The sequence below is a fragment of the Methanosarcina sp. KYL-1 genome (assembly GCF_024372725.1).
Lineage (GTDB): Archaea > Halobacteriota > Methanosarcinia > Methanosarcinales > Methanosarcinaceae > Methanosarcina.
Genome location: NZ_VOUA01000047.1, coordinates 1 through 16,520, shown reverse-complemented (window position 1 = coordinate 16,520; position 16,520 = coordinate 1). Strand labels below are relative to the sequence as shown.

Annotated in this window: 14 protein-coding genes and 1 pseudogene; 9 read left to right on the top strand and 6 right to left on the bottom strand. The window is 47.8% G+C overall.

Annotated elements, in window-relative coordinates; all coding sequences use genetic code 11:
• The first annotated feature begins 90 nt into the window (after positions 1-90).
• Positions 91-732: an S-layer protein domain-containing protein gene (locus FTO70_RS17565; RefSeq protein ID WP_369694404.1), complete on the top strand. Its 642-nt coding sequence runs from the start codon at positions 91-93 to the stop codon at positions 730-732.
• A gap of 29 nt (positions 733-761) precedes the next feature.
• On the opposite strand, the gene FTO70_RS17560 is transcribed toward FTO70_RS17565, so the two are convergent.
• The 3 genes from FTO70_RS17560 to FTO70_RS17550 all read right to left on the bottom strand — a co-directional run bounded on the left by FTO70_RS17560 (position 762) and on the right by FTO70_RS17550 (position 2,836).
• Positions 762-1,745, bottom strand: coding sequence for a radical SAM protein (locus FTO70_RS17560; protein ID WP_255337071.1), 984 nt, complete (start codon positions 1,743-1,745; stop codon positions 762-764).
• 72 nt (positions 1,746-1,817) lie between these two features.
• On the bottom strand, positions 1,818-2,258 hold the full coding sequence (locus FTO70_RS17555) for a DUF5320 domain-containing protein (protein WP_255337070.1): 441 nt from the start codon (positions 2,256-2,258) through the stop codon (positions 1,818-1,820).
• Between the two features lie 77 nt (positions 2,259-2,335).
• Entirely contained in the window at positions 2,336-2,836 is a 501-nt protein-coding gene (locus tag FTO70_RS17550) for a DUF134 domain-containing protein (RefSeq protein WP_255337069.1), read from the bottom strand.
• 134 nt (positions 2,837-2,970) lie between these two features.
• Between FTO70_RS17550 and FTO70_RS17545 the strand changes: the two genes are divergently transcribed.
• The 5 genes from FTO70_RS17545 to pylD all read left to right on the top strand — a co-directional run bounded on the left by FTO70_RS17545 (position 2,971) and on the right by pylD (position 8,749).
• Positions 2,971-3,687 carry a hypothetical protein gene (locus FTO70_RS17545; RefSeq protein WP_255337068.1) on the top strand — a complete coding sequence of 239 codons (717 nt, stop codon included), beginning with the start codon at positions 2,971-2,973 and terminating at the stop codon, positions 3,685-3,687.
• A 509-nt stretch (positions 3,688-4,196) separates the two neighbouring features.
• Complete coding sequence (gene pylS / locus FTO70_RS17540; RefSeq protein WP_255337067.1) at positions 4,197-5,609, top strand: pyrrolysine--tRNA(Pyl) ligase; 1,413 nt, start codon at positions 4,197-4,199, stop codon at positions 5,607-5,609.
• 148 nt (positions 5,610-5,757) lie between these two features.
• On the top strand, positions 5,758-6,810 hold the full coding sequence (gene pylB / locus FTO70_RS17535; RefSeq protein ID WP_255337066.1) for a methylornithine synthase PylB: 1,053 nt from the start codon (positions 5,758-5,760) through the stop codon (positions 6,808-6,810).
• Between the two features lies 1 nt (position 6,811).
• Positions 6,812-7,903: a 3-methylornithine--L-lysine ligase PylC gene (gene pylC / locus FTO70_RS17530; protein WP_255337065.1), complete on the top strand. Its 1,092-nt coding sequence runs from the start codon at positions 6,812-6,814 to the stop codon at positions 7,901-7,903.
• 66 nt (positions 7,904-7,969) lie between these two features.
• Positions 7,970-8,749, top strand: a complete 780-nt coding sequence (gene pylD, locus FTO70_RS17525; protein ID WP_255337064.1) for a 3-methylornithyl-N6-L-lysine dehydrogenase PylD — start codon at positions 7,970-7,972, stop codon at positions 8,747-8,749.
• Between the two features lie 598 nt (positions 8,750-9,347).
• Here the strand turns inward: pylD and FTO70_RS17520 are convergent.
• Entirely contained in the window at positions 9,348-10,973 is a 1,626-nt protein-coding gene (locus FTO70_RS17520) for a methylamine methyltransferase corrinoid protein reductive activase (RefSeq protein WP_255337063.1), read from the bottom strand.
• Positions 10,974-11,532: 559 nt separating this feature from the next.
• Positions 11,533-12,648 carry an IS200/IS605 family element RNA-guided endonuclease TnpB gene (gene tnpB / locus FTO70_RS17515; RefSeq protein WP_255337062.1) on the bottom strand — a complete coding sequence of 372 codons (1,116 nt, stop codon included), beginning with the start codon at positions 12,646-12,648 and terminating at the stop codon, positions 11,533-11,535.
• Between the two features lie 340 nt (positions 12,649-12,988).
• On the opposite strand from tnpB, the gene mtbA reads away from it, so the two are divergent.
• A complete protein-coding gene (mtbA, locus tag FTO70_RS17510) occupies positions 12,989-14,008 on the top strand; it encodes a methylcobamide:CoM methyltransferase MtbA (protein ID WP_255337061.1) in 1,020 nt (339 codons plus the stop codon).
• Between the two features lie 108 nt (positions 14,009-14,116).
• On the opposite strand, the gene FTO70_RS17505 is transcribed toward mtbA, so the two are convergent.
• On the bottom strand, positions 14,117-14,386 hold the full coding sequence (locus FTO70_RS17505) for a hypothetical protein (protein WP_255337060.1): 270 nt from the start codon (positions 14,384-14,386) through the stop codon (positions 14,117-14,119).
• A gap of 662 nt (positions 14,387-15,048) precedes the next feature.
• Between FTO70_RS17505 and FTO70_RS17500 the strand changes: the two genes are divergently transcribed.
• Positions 15,049-15,702 (top strand): methyltransferase cognate corrinoid protein, encoded by a 654-nt coding sequence (locus FTO70_RS17500; protein ID WP_255337059.1) that lies wholly within the window; start codon positions 15,049-15,051, stop codon positions 15,700-15,702.
• Between the two features lie 16 nt (positions 15,703-15,718).
• Positions 15,719-16,520: pseudogene (locus FTO70_RS17495) on the top strand (monomethylamine:corrinoid methyltransferase); the annotation flags it as partial.

Here is a 16,520-nt window from a genome sequence, read left to right as displayed (position 1 = left end):
CTAAGAACCTTGTACGTTTTAATGAGGATTCAACTCTTCTAATGCTGTTTTTCTCTGCCATGGGAAGACCAAGAAAGAGATATAAAATTAATGATATTAATTTATATGTTTACCTGCCGAAAGCAGGATAATACAGTCCTTACATATTTAAATCGATTATACGAACGTGGAAAAAATCTTGAATATTATACGATTGAAGCTAAAAAAATGCCTTATGATTGTCAAGAAGAGGATTGGGAAGGTCTTGAGTATCGCACCATAAACTTATTTGGAGAAGAATTTGTGCTATTCAAGTCAGGAGTTCCAAATAAGTTAGCTAAGCTTGTTATCGATAATAACACTAAATATACCTTAAGAACTGGAGAAATACTCGACTTGGGGGGAGGATATGGGCTTGAAATAAAACAGGTCGATATCAAAGGAGATAAAGTATGGGTAGAATTTACTAAAGACGGAGAGTTTATTGAAGATACAATAATTGACCTAGAAAAATGTCTTTCTACTTGGACTTTAAAACTCGATAACGTCGAAGAAGAAGAAAATGTTACAGTACTTAAAATTCGACTATTGAGTGCATTTAAAGGAGACATAGATGCAATAGTCCAGATACAAGGCCTCTGGTTGATAGACTACCAAAACGCATTTACAATCGAGAAAGGGGACATATTTGGAAAATTTGAAGTTGATGAAATTGGAAGCTCCTACCTGAAATTTAAGGTTAATGAAACATGATTTTCTAGAACAAACGTTAAGATTTCCATTCATTTGGCCCTGTAATATTTTTCGTCCCCGGAGTCGATTTCTTCGATTTTGCCCTCCTCAATCAGTTTCTCAAGAATGGGGCGCAGGGTTTCGGGGCCGACATCCTGGGCCTTGACAGTTTGCTCAAAAGTGCAGGGCCTTCTCAGGAGCAGGGCATAGACTTCTTCTTCCGGGTCCTGGTGGCTTACCTTTGAACGGGCTTTCTTCTTGCCTTTAAGGACAAGCCTTACTTTTTCTTTTCCGAACTCCGATACAAACCTTTCAGCAATCTCCCTGAGCCTCTCTTCCGCGACAGGGACAATATAGGCTTCCGCAGGCGGTCGGCTGACTGTAAGAATTTCGATTTCTTGGGGGGCGATGTACTTTACCGCTTCAATCAGGCCTTCGATTTCCTCCTCAGTACTGTTAAGGGGGCTTTCGTCTGCACTTTCAAGGAGCATGATTTCAAGGGCAAGCTTTGGCCCCGGCTCCTTTCTTGCAAGTTCCCGGAGGCCTTCGACGACTTCATCAAGCTTTATCCCCGGGGCAGGCCTGTGAATTTTCCTCCAGGTCTCTTCGTTTCCGGAGACAAGGGTTGCGACCACAAGGTCGGATTCTGCCAGGTTTGCCCGGACGTCAGGCCTTCCTGCAAGGGAAGAATTCGTAATTATGCAGATCGGGATTTCGCTCACTTTCCTGATTTCCCTTATGATCTCCCCGAGCGAGAGGTTCAGGGTAGGTTCACAGGTACCGGAAAAGGTAATATAAGCCAGGTCTTCGACACCTTTATGGAAGGTTTGAAGGCTTTCAGCAACTTCTTTCGGGGTCACCGCTCCCCTTGCATCGCCTGGGCCGGGAATTTTATTCTCAACGTGCCCGAGCTGGCAGTAAATGCAGTCATAGTTACAGTTCTTTTTCGAACCGATGTTTTTAATCACATCGACTCCCAGTGACCTTCCAAGCCTTCTTGAAAGGATTGGGCCGTACACGATTCTTGAGTTCATTTCAAAAACTCTTCCTTTTTGCAAAATAAGGGAAGGAAGAAGTGAAAAATCCACCAGATTCGATCCTCATAATCATTCTTCTGCACTGCTCCCCTGAGAGCTGAGGGCCTTAAATTTCCCGGAAAGAGTTTCAAGTTCCTGCTTAAGAAGCTTTATCCGGTTTTCAAGAAAATCGGCTTCAGACCCGGCCCGGGACTGAGAAAGTGCAGGGTAATGACATCCCTGGGATGTACCCCTGGCAGCAGACTCTCCATTACCACCGAACTCGGAGGCTCTCCGGCACCTGAGACCCCTGCCGTTCCTGCCGTTCCTGCCATTCCTGCCGTACCCCCTCCCGCGGCCACCTCCAAACCCGGATTTGCGTCCTCCGGATTTATTTTCTCCGGATCTCCTTCCTGCACCTGCAGGAACTCCTTTAGTGTAGCCCGGCGAATCACTGCCTGTGCAGTAACCCAGGCCCCTTCCGGCCTCTGATCCCTGGCTAATAGGACCTGTCCTATCTCCATGTGGCATTTCTCTTCAACTCCTTCTTTTTACATTCATACATTCAGTTACAAAACCGTCATTAAATTCAAAATCATTATTAGAGGTCATTTCCTGACCATCGGCGTACCGCATTTTTCACATTTTACCTCGTTGCAGGGGACTCCCGACTGATGGGGGACTTCGTGCCCGCATTCAGGGCACACGCAAATCCCGTCCGGACCTCCGGCGTTTTCTCCCCTGCCCCTGCAATGTCCTCTACCTCCCCGGCTTTTGCTCACTCCCGGGCCTCTGCCCGCGGGACCTGTTCCGTCTCCTCCTGGCATCCTGTAATCTCCTCCTTCAATCTTTATTGCTTTTCCATGGACCAGCGCTTCAGTTACTTTTTCAAGTGCTTTTTTCAGAGCCCTCTGAAAAGTGGACTGGTGGACCTCCATACGGGACGCAGCCTCACTCTGGGATAGGTTTTCCAGAAAGCTGAGCCTCATAGCCTCGAGTTCATCGATTGTCAGCCTGACCTCTTCTGGAATTTCATTGGCGGGACAGCAAGGCCTGAACTGCCTGGCCGAATGTTCGAAATCCACCATCCTTCGTTTCCGCGGGCGCATAATTATGCATAATAATGCAAAATATATATAGTTTTGCTTGTGTGAAGGCTCTGAACCTAAAATGGCCTTCAGAGGAAAAGAGAGGAGACATGTCAGTCAAGTTTTAATACATGGAGTCTGAAAAGCACAGCGAAATGCTAAGTATATTGGAACTTGATATTGTGAAAAATGGTTTCGAATGGCTTTCCGCCCAGCAGATTCTCTCTGTGAAAGAACTCTCAAGTGTAGTCTCGGCCCATGCCCTGTGGAAGCGGCCAGACCCTTACATTACCCCCCTGATCCTGAAAAAAGAGGGACCATCCTGGAACTCTTCCGTCAGGGACACTGCCCGGGCCTGTTCGGCCCTTGCGGCTGAAGGAATCGTATTCATGGCCTCGCAAAAATGGCTGCTTGCCGAGGAAAAAGGAAACTCCTGGAATGAGGACGTCTATGACAGCACCTATGCCCTGGGAGCCCTTGCGGACATGGGGATCCGGGAAAGGGAAGGGTGCAGGTGGCTGTACGAAAACTACGGCCCTGACTGGGAACATGTGGGCACAACTTCCCTCATCATCACAGCCCTCAAAAAACAGGATACTCTTGCAGGGTGTGGGGAATTCCGGGAGTTTATCCGGGAGCGGGCTGAGTGGGTCCTCTCAAAGAAGGAAAGGGACGGGGGCTGGAAACACATTTCCACCAGCAACCTGGCAATCCAGGCACTTATCCTTGCAGGTTTCAAACCGGAAGTTGAGGATTCGGTCCGCTGGCTTCTTGAAAACGTCCGGGAAAGCGGGGCCTGGGGAAACAAAGAAGACGAGATAAATGCCACAGCCCTGGCTCTGGCCACTCTTGGATTATATAATTCTATCTAAACAGGACAAACATATTTTTTCAGCGAGAGGCTACTCTGCAAAATACCTGCTTCAGCCCGGGCTTTCTTCAAAAATATCGCTACATTTAGAAGATAACCCGATAACTATATATAAGAACTCGGAAACTTCGGGGTATTTTACCAATAAAGATATATATAAAAGGATAATATCTTACAAGTAATAATTTAGCTACAATATACAAACAACCAGATTTTATACATACTGTTTTGTCTAGGAGGAAACCTGATCATGTAGATCGAATGGACTCTAAATCCGTTCAGCCGGGTTAGATTCCCGGGGTTTCCGCCACGTTTCTGAATCCTGGAAAATGGCACTTACATAACATGTTGCCTAAATTTTTTCTAAATTTTGGGATTTATTTCTGAAATTTTCCGGGTATTTGTCAGCATATTTGCTGATTCCACGCTTATGTTCTGTAAGCCGGGGTTCTGGAATAGTCTTTCCTGGAAATCGTCTGGTCTTTTGACTCACACCTACGGGGTAACTTTATGGAGAAAAAACCACTGGATTCTCTAATATCTGCAACCAGCCTCTGGCTGTCCAGAACCGGGCAGCTTCACAAAATCAAGCACTCTGAGGTCTCCAAAAGGAAAATTTACATAGAAATGGCCTGCGGAGACAGGATTATTGTGAACAACTCCCGGAGCAGCCGCACGGCCCGGGCCTTAAGGCACCACAAATACAAGAAGACCTGCAAATACTGCAGGGTTTCGGATGACGACATCAACAGGTTCCTCACGAAAATGTCCGAAGATAAAAGCAGCGTGAAGGTAAAGGTAGTTTCTGTACCGAGAGTGAGGAAAGCCGTACCTAAATCCGTTGCAAGGGCACCGAAAATCCTTGAAAGCCCGGCAGTTTCCAGGGTCTCTGCGCCCTCCCCTGTATCTTCAACTACAGTCCCCCGGGCGGCTTCATCAGTTTCAGCACCTGCATCGGCACCTGTATCCACATCCGAACAAGCACCATCAGCATCATCAACATCCGAATCAGTACCAGTGCCAGCATCTGCCTCCGTACAGGCAGCAGCCACAGCTACTCGGGCAAACGGACCTGAATCCACACCGGAATCCGCATTGGCATCCGTGCCAGCACCTGCTCCGGCCCTGACAAGAGGACAGATGGACAGGCTTGAAACCCTGCTGAGCCCGAAGGACGGGATTTCCCTGGAAGCGGCAGTACCTTTCAGGGAGCTGGAGTCCGAACTGGTATCCCGGAGGAAAAAAGAGCTGCGTCAGATGTACGCAGAAGACAGGGAAAATTACCTGGGAAAACTCGAACGCGAGATCACAAAGTTCTTTGTGGACAGGGGTTTCATCGAGATCAAGTCCCCGATCCTGATCCCCGCGGAATATGTGGAAAGGATGGGCATCAACAGCGACATAGAGCTTTCAAAGCAGGTATTCAGAATCGATAAGAACCTCTGCTTAAGGCCCATGCTCGCCCCGAACCTCTATAATTACCTGCGCAAATTCGACAGAATCCTGCCTGACCCGATCAAGATATTCGAAATCGGGCCCTGTTACCGGAAGGAATCCGACGGGAAGGAGCACCTGGAGGAGTTTACCATGCTCAACTTCTGCCAGATGGGCTCCGGATGCACCCGGGAAAAACTGGAAGGGCTCATAAAAGAGTTCCTGGACCACTTTGGGATCGATTTCGAAATTATCGGGGATTCCTGCATGGTCTACGGGGACACCCTGGACGTAATGCACGGGGACATGGAACTTTCCTCGGCTGTTGTCGGGCCCGTACCCATGGACCGGGACTGGGGCATTGACAAACCCTGGATAGGAGCGGGATTCGGGCTTGAACGCCTGCTGAAGGTCATGCACGATTTCAAGAATATCAAACGGGCATCAAGGTCCGAATCTTACTATAACGGGATATCCACCAACCTTTGAGGCTTGAATTTTGTTAAAAAACGGAAACAAACAAACGGAAATTTCCGGGAAAAGACACCAGAATGGCAAACTGGCAATCTTAAAATGGCAAACTGGTCCGGAACAGACCGAAAAGGAAAATCCGTAAATCTATGAGAGGGTGAAATTTTTGATCCAAAAAATGGCAATCGAAGAACTTGACAGGCTAGGGGAAGAAATCATCGGAGGCTTGCGCTTATCCGACGACAACCTGAGGGCGCTCCTCTCCCTTGAATCCGAGGAAGAGGTCCAGAAACTCTACGATGCGGCCCGAAAGGTAAGAGACCATCACTTCGGGAACAGGGTGTTTCTTAACTGTTTCATATACTTCTCCACATACTGTAAAAACCGCTGCGCTTTTTGCTACTACAACTGCAAAAACGATATCGAGCGCTACCGCCTGACCAGAGAAGAAATAAGGGAGACCTGCAAAGTGCTCAAAGGGGCAGGCTTTCACATGATCGACCTGACCATGGGAGAAGACCCCTACTACTACGATGACCCGGACCGCTTTGTGGAACTCGTCAGGACCGTAAAGGAAGAGCTTGGCCTTCCAATAATGATTTCTCCTGGTGTAATGGATAACGCAACCCTCCTCAAGGCCCGGGAAAAGGGAGCAAACTTCTTCGCACTTTACCAGGAAACCTACGACCGCGACCTCTACGAAAAACTCAGGGTGGGGCAGTCTTTTGAGGGAAGGGTCAGTGCCCGCCGTTTTGCAAAGGAACAGGGCTACTGCATAGAAGACGGGCTCCTCACGGGGATAGGAAACGACATCGAATCGACTGTCAAGTCCCTCAGGGGAATGGAAGCAAACAACCCCGACATGGTCAGAGTCATGACCTTCCTGCCCCAGGAAGGGACACCCCTTGAAGGGTACCAGGAGAAATCAAAACTTTCGGAACTGAAGATCATTGCAGTGCTCAGGTTGATGTTCCCGAAATGCCTGATCCCGGCATCCCTTGACCTGGAAGGCATTGACGGCATGGTCCACAGGTTAAACGCCGGGGCAAACATTGTGACCTCCATCCTGCCCCCCGATTCCCAGCTTGAAGGGGTTGCCAACTACGACCGCGGACTCGAAGAGCGGGACCGGGACATCAAAAGCGTGATCAAAAGGCTTGAAATTATGGGGATGGAACCTGCGCCTCAGGCTGATTTTGAAAGAGTCCTGGGGTGCTAGAATGAAAACAATCTGTCTGGTGGGTGGGAAACTCCAGGGCTTCGAAGCCGCATACCTTGCGAAGAAAGCTGAAATGAAAGTGGTCCTGGTTGACCGGAACCCACAGGCCCTTACCCGGAACTTCGCACACGAGTTCCACTGTTTTGACGTTACCCTGGAACCGGAAAGGCTCATTGAGCTTTCAAAAAAAGCTGATTTCCTCCTCCCGGTAAATGAAAACCTCGAATGCATCGAGTTTCTTGAATCGATAAAAGAAAGGCTTGCCTGCCCTGTTCTCTTCGATTTTAAGGCTTACGGGATCAGCCGGGACAAGAAAAAGTCCAAAGATTATTTTGCGAGCATCGGGGTCCCGACTCCCGCAGACAAACCGTCACAACCTCCTTATTTTGTAAAGCCTCCCTGTGAAAGCAGCAGTGTGGGAGCCAGGATCATTCATGACGAAGCCGAGTTAAAAAACCTGGATCCCGGAATGCTAATTGAAGAATACGTGGAAGGGGAGGTGGTCTCCCTGGAGGTCATAGGAGACGGAAGCCGCTTTGCCGTGGTAAAGGAAACCCTGATCCATATAGACGGGACTTACGACTGCCACATGGTAACCCCGCTGCCCCTTGACCCTGCATTCAGGGAAATTTCCCATGCCCTTGCGGCAAACCTTCCCATAAAGGGGATCATGGACGTGGAAGCAATTGCAGGCCCCCGGGGGCTGAAAGTGATCGAGATCGACGCCCGTTTCCCGAGCCAGACCCCGACTGCAGTTTACCATTCATCCGGAGTCAACCTTCTGGAACTCCTGGTCCGCGCCTTTGAAGAAGGGGTTGAGGAAATCAAAACCCTTCCCAGGAACGCTTACTGCATCTACGAGCACCTGATGCTTGGAGAGGATAAGGCCCTTGTCCCTGTCGGAGAACAGGTGCTTTCCCTTGGCAGCGAATACGGAGAATACTTCACAGAGCCTGGCCTTGAAATCCTCCTCTGCAAAGGGAAAAACCCGGTGTTTACCCTGGTTGCCTGGGGCCCTGACAAAGAAGAAGCCGAGAACAGGAAAAGCAAAGGGCTTTCGATCATAGGGGAGCGCTTCGGAGCAGCCGCATAAATGCATGAAGACCTGCCAAAAAATATACGGAGATAAGAAAACGGAGATAGAAAACGGAGATGGAAAATGGCACTTTTAACCCCGGAAGACCTGGAAAACATTAGAAAACAGCTTGAAAAAGCCGATACTGCCGTCAGCAAGGTAACAGGGCTTGATGTCAAGGGGATCTGCAAAGACCTCTACGGCACATCCCCCCACTATGAATCAGTGGGCATTGTTCCCGTGACTTCAGGAAACGGGATCATAGGCAACTTCTCAGCTTCATTGAACGTAATTGCGGATTACTTCGGGTTTGACAGTTTTGTGACGGAAATGCCCGACGTAAGCGGCTATTATGAAGCCGTAGAAAGCGGAGCGGAAATCATCCTTATGGCAGACGACCATACCTTCCTGGCCCACAACCTCACAAACGGCAAAATAGCAAACAACCAGCCCTGCACCGGCATCATCTATGCGGATATCGCATCCAGGTACCGATACGCCGATTCAAAGGACGTGCTGGTGGTCGGGCTAGGTAAGGTCGGTTTCCCCGGAGCCGAACACCTCGTGAATAAAGGCTTCAATGTTTACGGCTGCGACCCTGACAAAAGCCTCATGAAAAAGGCAATCTTCAAACTCGGGATTACCCCCTTTGACCTCAAAACCCCTAAAAAGTTCTCCATGATTTTCGAAGCAACCCCCTGTGCAAACACAATCCCCGAAACCGTACTTGCAGAAAAATGCCTGGTCTCCACCCCCGGAATCCCCTGCGGGCTTTCCGGAGAACTCCAGAAAAAATACAACGTGGACCTTGTGATGGAACCCCTGGGAATAGGGACAGCATCAATGCTGAATTCGGTCCTCTGAACACACCTGTAATACCCGACTTAGCAACCCGACTTAGCAACCCGACTTAGCAACCCGACTTAGCAACCCGAATTGCGCCAGCAGAGTTGCGCCAGCAGAGTTGCGGCTCTGCAGTGCGCGTCCTTTTCGCTCACTTCGTTCGCTCAAGAGGACAAAAAGACAGGTTTGGACGAGAGTTTAGAGAAAAATGGATCAAACTTAATGCCGCATCAAACCTGTCTTGTCCGCTTGCTTGCAAGCGGCCTTCTTCTTAATGAAGACGGAAAATAGGAAGCAGCAAGAATAAACACGAAACAAAAACCAGATAAAAGCTTTTAAAAACAGCTACCGCCTTCAAAACCTCAGCATTAGTAAGCATCTGGCCCTACCAGAGGCAGCGGTTCTATATTCTCTTCGTCCGGTAAACGCCGGCACAGGACTGCGGTCTGGTCACCATCCACGCACGGGCGCAGTACCAGAGTTCCGCATAGGGAGAACGCATCCATTTCAGAGGCAGATTGCAGCTCTACAGTTTGCGATTCATTCAGCTCGCTGCACTCTCTCAAAAACGAGAGGGATCAGAAAAAGAAAAGATTGTGTGGGAATCAGCTCCCACAGCTTATTTTGTCCCTTTGATGCGGAGTTTGGTGATGTCAATAGCGTCTTCGGGGCAGACGGCGACACAGCGGCGGCAGCTTGTGCCGAGGCATTTCTGGCTGTCGTATTTTGCGATTCTTTTGCCGTCGACTTCTACGATTTCGAGGGCATCTTCGGGGCATTCTTTTACGCATTTTTTGCAGTAGATGCACCTGTCGACGGGGACTTCGAGGATGATGCCGATTTCCTTGAGGATGGAAAGACCTTCTTTTCCGACTTCCTCTATGTCTTTTCGGACACGCTTTTCGATTTCGGCGTGTTCGAGGGTTTTCGGGAGCAGGGGAAGGCCGTAGAGCTCGAGCATCTTGTCGTACATTTCAAGAGGCATGCCCTGGGTCCAGTAGGAGAGTTCGCAGAGGTAGAAGTTGTTGAAGGTCTCGCTGGTCGCCATCATGAGGTGGTCGGCGGTGATCCTCTTTGCAACTTTTATCACGTCGTCAAGCCTGGACCTGTCAATTGCAAGTTTCCGGGCAAGGCCGAGGGAGGTGTTCCCGAACTGGACAATTTTCTTTGCAAAACCCGGAGCAGCCCCGAGCCTGCGGGCGTCTTCAGCGTCCACGTAAGCGCCGGAGGCCCCGGACATATAGGCATATTCCAGGTCTTCGTATTTTATGCCTGATTCCACGATCAGGGTCATGTGGGCGGCCCGGATTGCACCGATGGCCTTTCCGGCTTCTTCTACGTCTTTTTCCGTAATTTCAATCCCCGGGCCGAGAATCATTTTCCCGTTGGGGAGTTTCGGGGACTTTTCGATCAGGCCGCTTTTCAGTGCCAGGGCAAAAGCCGAAATCACTCCGGTCCCCGTGATGCCCACGGCTTCGTACCCGTAGGACCCTTTAATTTCCCCGGTGACCGGGTGGATCAGGTAAGCATCCTGCTTTTCCATCTCCTTATCAAGGACCATGACCCTCCAGTACTCCCCGTCGGGTTTTACATCGCAGATTGCCCCCGGGCTTGCAAGCATCCCGCAGCTTATGCCCTGGCCTTCGATCGCCGGGCCTGCGGCGGCACTTGCCGTGATGATCCTCTCTCCGACCTTCAGGGCCATTTCGGCGTTTGTCCCGTAATCGGTGACCAGCGCAGGTTCGGTCTGGTTCAGGAAATCGGTCTCAAGCATCATTGCCAGGGCATCTGCCCCGATCTCGTGCTTGATTGCAGGGGGGACGATGACCTCACAGTTCGGCAGGTCAAGGTCCCCGAAAAGCTCGGTAGCCGGGAACACACGAGCATCCCTCTTTACGTTCTGGACGCCCAGCATCTTCTGCTTGTTTTCCCCGGCGTATGCCAGGTCCCGGATTTCTATGTTCTGGAAAAGGGAAAGCTGGATGGGGTTTCCGCAGACTGCAAGCCTCTGTACACCGGAAAGGTCAACATCGAACTTAAGGAACATTCTCCGGATGGTCTCAATCATTACCGCATGAGCAACATCCTCTCCTGTAGAGATTGCAAAGTCCAGGTGGTCCATGACATTTCCACCGGGAAGGGGGTGGCCCATGGTTATGACTGTTTTTAAGGTTTCATTCGTCTCAAGGTCAATGAGCTGGGCTCTAAAACCGCTTGTACCCAAGTCAAGTGCTATACCGTACATTTTTCTTATCTCCGGGAGTATGCATTGTTCAGAGGCATCCGGCACCCTGGACTGCCCCTTAGGATTGGATCATAATTAGTCTCAAATTCGAACCGGTACCGGGACGGGAATGTTATAAGGGAATGATATATTATTAGAACTATTATTAGAACTCGATTTTAATATAAGCTATAGCTATACACTCATATACCGGTCTGCTTCCATACGTGGCTTCTATGTTTGCCGTCATGCCTTCAACCATGAATTCATCCTGCAATATAAGAATGTATTTCTTTTCCGATCCTTTCCTTTTTTCGGGCTGCTTCCGGCAACAGAGCCCGAACGGTCGGAAGAGGTACAGGACCGGACCCGTCGGAAGAAGCTGAATTTACCTGACAGGATCCGGGAAGGCTAACTGACAGTGTATTCTTTTAGTCAGTATTCCTTATGAATATGTGGGCATACATCTATCGTAAGTGAACTACCCCTCCCTGCCTGATGGCGAGGAAGGGGCTTCTTGCTTCATCCCTTGAACTACTGTTCACAAGTCCACAAGCCCATCCCCGTAGTTCCTACGGTGTCAGATAACTATAAGATTTTGATCTTGCAGAGAGAATTTTTTGATATTGATTGCAGCATTTATGTCTCTATCATGCTTTGTTTTGCAATAGGGACATACCCATTCTCTATCCTTTAATGTCAATTCTGAATTATGATAACCGCAAACATTACATATCTTAGAAGAAGGCTCAAATTTTCCGATCCTTAAAATAGTCTTTCCTAACCATTCAGCTTTGTATTCTAACTTCGTTACAAAGCTACTCCATCCTGCATCCGAAATAGATTGAGCCAAACAGTGATTCTTAACCATACATTTAACATTCAAAGTTTCCAGCGCAATAGCTTGGTTCTCGCTGATAAGTTTAGAAGATACTTGATGCTGGAAATTGTTTCTCTGATTGCTTATTTTCTCATGTATTTTTGAAAGACGTTGCCTGGCTTTGTTTCGGTTATTAGAACCTTTTACTTTCTTTGAAACTCTCTTTTGCAAACATTTCATTCTTTTAAGAGAATTTTTGAGGTATTTAGGATTCTCTATTTTTTCTCCATTAGAAAGGATTGCAAAATCTTTTATACCTACATCTATGCCTATAGTATTTGATTCTGAGATTTCTTGTTTTTCAGGTGTTTCTTTTCCATCGTCAACAAGAATACTTATGAAATATTTTCCTGTACTTGATTTAGAGAGAGTTGCAGTTTTCATTTCACCTTCAAATCTTCTGTGAAGAACTGCATTTACTTCTCCGATTTTGGGAAGTTTGATAACATTTCTATCAAAATTTACCGTGTAATGTTGTGGCATTTGATAGGACTGCACTGGATTTTTCTTAGATTTGAACTTTGGGAATCCAGTTTTCTCTCTAAAGAATTTTGTAAATGCGGATTCTACATTTACCAAAGAGGCGAGTAGAGCCTGTGAATTAGCTTTTTTCAACCATTCATTAGAAGGCTTTATCTCGTGGACTAAAATATTTTGTAAGTCGAATCTTGATATTGATTTATTTGATTGTTGATATGTTTTTATCTTCTGTTCTAAAGCCCAATTATAGACAAATCTACATGCGCCAAAATGAACTTTGATTAGTTCTTTCTGATCATTGTCTGGGTAGATTCGGTATTTATAGGCTTTTAACATAATAAACATTATATGTTTTAGAGAGATTAATATATTTCGTTAAACTTGCTTTGTCGGGAAGTTGACGGCTTTCATCCCCCACCTGTCGCTTCGCTCCGAGGAAGGGGACTTCCCGCCTTAAAGTTAAATCCGGAAATCATTATATATTTTAATCTTTTCACCCGGAAACTGATCTGAAAACAAATTCAGTTGTTTTGAACCTATTTTCAGCTATTTCCGCCTGTTTAATTGATAAGTTTTTATAATTTAATCTTTAATTAATCAGATAATAATACATATTTATTTATAGTATGTCTTTTTGATAAATATCGCTGTCTATATAATAAGAGAGGGAATATAGATGACAGAGTACACACCAAAAGAAAGATTATACCGTGCATTAAGGAAACAGCCAGTTGACAGAATGCCCGCAGTCTGTTTTACCCAGACCGCAACCGTCGAACAGATGGAAGCCTGTGGAGCCTACTGGCCTGAAGCTCATGAAGACGCAGAAAAAATGGCAACCCTTGCGGAAGCAGGACACACCGTAATCGGCCTTGAAGCTGTGAGAGTCCCCTTTGACATCACAGCTGAAGCGGAACTCTTTGGCTGCGGAATAAAGGCTGGCGACCTGAAGCAGCAGCCCTCCGTCATTAAGCACGTTGTCAAGAACCTGGAAGACCTGGAAAAGATAAAGGACTACAACCTTAATGAAGGCAGAATTGGCAAGATCCTCGAAGCCGTCAAGATCCTTTCCGAAAAATACGGAAAAGAACTCCCGATTCTCGGCTCCATGATCGGCCCCTTCTCCCTTGCCCAGCACCTCAACGGAGACGCCTGGTTCGGAAACCTTTTCACTGGCGAAGAAGTGGTTCCCGCACTCCTTGACTTCTGTGCCGACTTCAACGTGGCATACGCAAAAGCAATGGTAGAAAACGGAATGGACACCCTGGCCATCATCGACCCCACAGCAAGCTACGAACTCATCGGCGGGGAATTCTACGAGAAATACGCACTTCCCTACCAGAAGAGAATCGTTGATGCAATGAAGGAACTCAACGTGGCAACTGTCCTCCACATCTGCGGAAACACCACCAACGGCCTTGCAATCATGGACAAGACCGGAGTAAACGGGATCAGCGTTGACCAGAGGGTAGACATCGCAACAGCAATCGGGAACGTGGAAAATGCAATCATCATAGGAAACCTCGACCCGGTAGCCGTGCTCTGGAACGGGACCCCTGAAGAAGTAGAAGTAGCAGCAAAGAAAGTACTCGACGCAGGTGTCGGACTGCTCTCCCCGGGATGTGGGATTGTCAGCATGACCCCCACCGCCAACCTCCAGAAAATGGTCGAGTGCACCATCAACCACAAATACTGAACTGAAAAATAAACCTAACTGACAGCACTGCCGGCCCTTATGCCGGCTTCTTTTTTTTGATTACCTTTAAAGTTCGAGATTCACTTTATCAATCCCGATCTCCACTTATCAATCGACACTAACTGTTATCAACTTCTTTCTATCAACTTCTAAAACTGTTCTCAACTTCTTTCTATCAACTTCTAAAGCATGAGTTGAATTTCTTACAGGAAAGTAAGTCTCAAAAACCAATTTCAAAAACCGATTCCCTGGAGCTATGCAGGTTTTGAATTTTCGGGAAGGGAGGAACTGCAGAAGAAAAGAAGTATTTAAATTTTTCATATAGAGCCTAAATCGGGTCGATGTCTGACACCGGCCTGAAAATGCTATTAATCTCACAAAAATTCAGGATCGGTATGAATATAACATTTATACTTTTCGCTTTAGAACCAAGGATTAGCCTCTAAGGGAAAGAACTGGAGAAACAATCTTAATTCTTACCCCATTAACCTAAGAAAATTTGCCTTAAAAATTTATTATGACGTATATAATAACCAAATATAGTATTCTTTTATATAGTATAATTTCCATTTTTCATTTAGGCGATTGCGCTGAATGTTCAGGGCGATGCCTGCAGTTCCAGCAGATAAACTGTTGGGAAATTTGGGATATGAGTAGCTAATTCGACTGGGAAGATAACAGATTTGCAGTCTCCAGCAAAAATCCCCCAGTAGCAATGTCAGGGAGAGAAAATTATTCACAAAAAAGCCTGGCTCTGTTCAGGCGATAAATGGCAAATGGCAGTGAATAGTTTATACTGTAGACAAATCAGCAAATACCGCAAGGTAGCCCCTATGCTCAATGGGTGAGAGGTCAGGCAGGGAAATGAAAATGTACATTAAAACCCCTCGCAAAGACCTGTATTAAGCTCACAAACTTAAGCTCACAAACCTAGCGGAGCTTGGGCATAAATACCATTGCAATAAGGCTGTTTAGTTTACATGGCATTGTGGACCCAACTGATACCTGCAAGGAAAGCTATTTGATGGAGGTTAAAAAAAATGGCAAACCAAGAGATTTTTGACAAGTTACGCGACGCGATCGTAAACCAGAACATCGCTGGTTGCAAACAGTTGACCCAGGAAGCCCTGGATGCAGGAATTGCACCCATTGAAATTATCACAAAGGGCCTTTCCGTCGGGATGAAGATTATCGGTGACAAGTTCGAGGCTGCCGAGGTTTTCCTGCCCCAGATCATGATGTCTGCAAAAGCAATGAGCACTGCAATGGAAATCCTTACTCCCGAACTTGAAAAGACCAAGAAAGAAGGAGAAGAAACAGGACTTGCAATCACCTTTGTTGCAGAAGGAGACATCCACGACATAGGGCACCGCCTCGTGTCCACCATGCTCGGAGCAAACGGTTTTGAGATCCTTGACCTCGGAACCGACGTCCTCAACGAAACCGTCGTTGAAGAAGCTGCAAAGCACAAAGGCGAAAAGGTCATCCTTGTAGGTTCCGCCCTTATGACCACCTCCATGCTCGGCCAGAAGGACCTCATGGACAGGCTCAGGGAAGAAGGCCTGAGGGACAGCGTAAAGTGCATGTTCGGAGGCGCCCCCGTATCCAAGAAGTGGATCGAGGAAATCGGAGCAGACGCAACGGCAGAAAACGCTGCAGAAGCCGCAAAAGTGGCTCTTGAAGTAATGGAATAATCAGGGGGACCTAGAGATGACATTCAGAAAATCATTTGACTGCTATGACTTTTATGACAGAGCAAAAGTCGGAGAGAAGTGCACCCAGGACGACTGGGACCTTATGAAGATCCCGATGAAGGCAATGGAGCTCAAGCAGAAGTACGGGCTTGACTTCAAAGGCGAGTTTGTCCCCACTGACAAGGAAATGATGGAAAAGCTCTTCCAGGCCGGCTTTGAGATGCTGCTGGACCTCGGTATCTACTGTACCGACACCCACAGGATCGTAAAGTACACTGAAGCCGAAATCTGGGACGCAATCAACAACGTCCAGAAGGAATTCACCCTCGGAACCGGCAGGGACGCAGTCCACGTTTCCAAGAGGAACGTTGGTGACAAGAAGAAACCCATCGTCCAGGGCGGTCCGACCGGATCCCCGATCTCCGAAGAAGTCTTCATGCCTGTCCACATGAGCTATGCCCTGGAAAAGGAAGTCGACACCATTGTAGACGGTGTTATGACCTCCGTCCGCGGAAAGGCCCCTATACCCGGCAGCCCCTACGAAGTCCTGGCAGCAAAGACCGAAACCAGGCTCATCAAGCAGGCCTGCGCAATGGCCGGCCGCCCGGGAATGGGCATATAGGGCCCAGAGACTTCCCTGTCCGCTCAGGGAAATATCTCCTCTGACTGCTATGGCGGCCAGATCTCCTCAGACAGCCACGAAGTCTCCCAGCTCAACGAACTCAAGATCGACCTCGATGCAATCGCCGTAATTGCCCACTACAAAGGAAACAGCGACATCATCATGGACGAACAGATGCCGATTTTCGGCGGCTACG

Coding starts and splice junctions, on each gene's coding strand:
- FTO70_RS17500 (WP_255337059.1), top strand. CDS start 15,049: ATGGCAAACCAAGAGATTTTTGACAAGTTACGCGACGCGATCGTAAAC.
- FTO70_RS17520 (WP_255337063.1), bottom strand. CDS start 10,973: ATGTACGGTATAGCACTTGACTTGGGTACAAGCGGTTTTAGAGCCCAG.
- FTO70_RS17550 (WP_255337069.1), bottom strand. CDS start 2,836: ATGCGCCCGCGGAAACGAAGGATGGTGGATTTCGAACATTCGGCCAGG.
- FTO70_RS17555 (WP_255337070.1), bottom strand. CDS start 2,258: ATGCCACATGGAGATAGGACAGGTCCTATTAGCCAGGGATCAGAGGCC.
- pylC (WP_255337065.1), top strand. CDS start 6,812: ATGAAAACAATCTGTCTGGTGGGTGGGAAACTCCAGGGCTTCGAAGCC.
- FTO70_RS17565 (WP_369694404.1), top strand. CDS start 91: ATGATATTAATTTATATGTTTACCTGCCGAAAGCAGGATAATACAGTC.
- pylS (WP_255337067.1), top strand. CDS start 4,197: ATGGAGAAAAAACCACTGGATTCTCTAATATCTGCAACCAGCCTCTGG.
- tnpB (WP_255337062.1), bottom strand. CDS start 12,648: ATGTTAAAAGCCTATAAATACCGAATCTACCCAGACAATGATCAGAAA.
- mtbA (WP_255337061.1), top strand. CDS start 12,989: ATGACAGAGTACACACCAAAAGAAAGATTATACCGTGCATTAAGGAAA.
- FTO70_RS17560 (WP_255337071.1), bottom strand. CDS start 1,745: ATGAACTCAAGAATCGTGTACGGCCCAATCCTTTCAAGAAGGCTTGGA.
- pylD (WP_255337064.1), top strand. CDS start 7,970: ATGGCACTTTTAACCCCGGAAGACCTGGAAAACATTAGAAAACAGCTT.
- FTO70_RS17545 (WP_255337068.1), top strand. CDS start 2,971: ATGCTAAGTATATTGGAACTTGATATTGTGAAAAATGGTTTCGAATGG.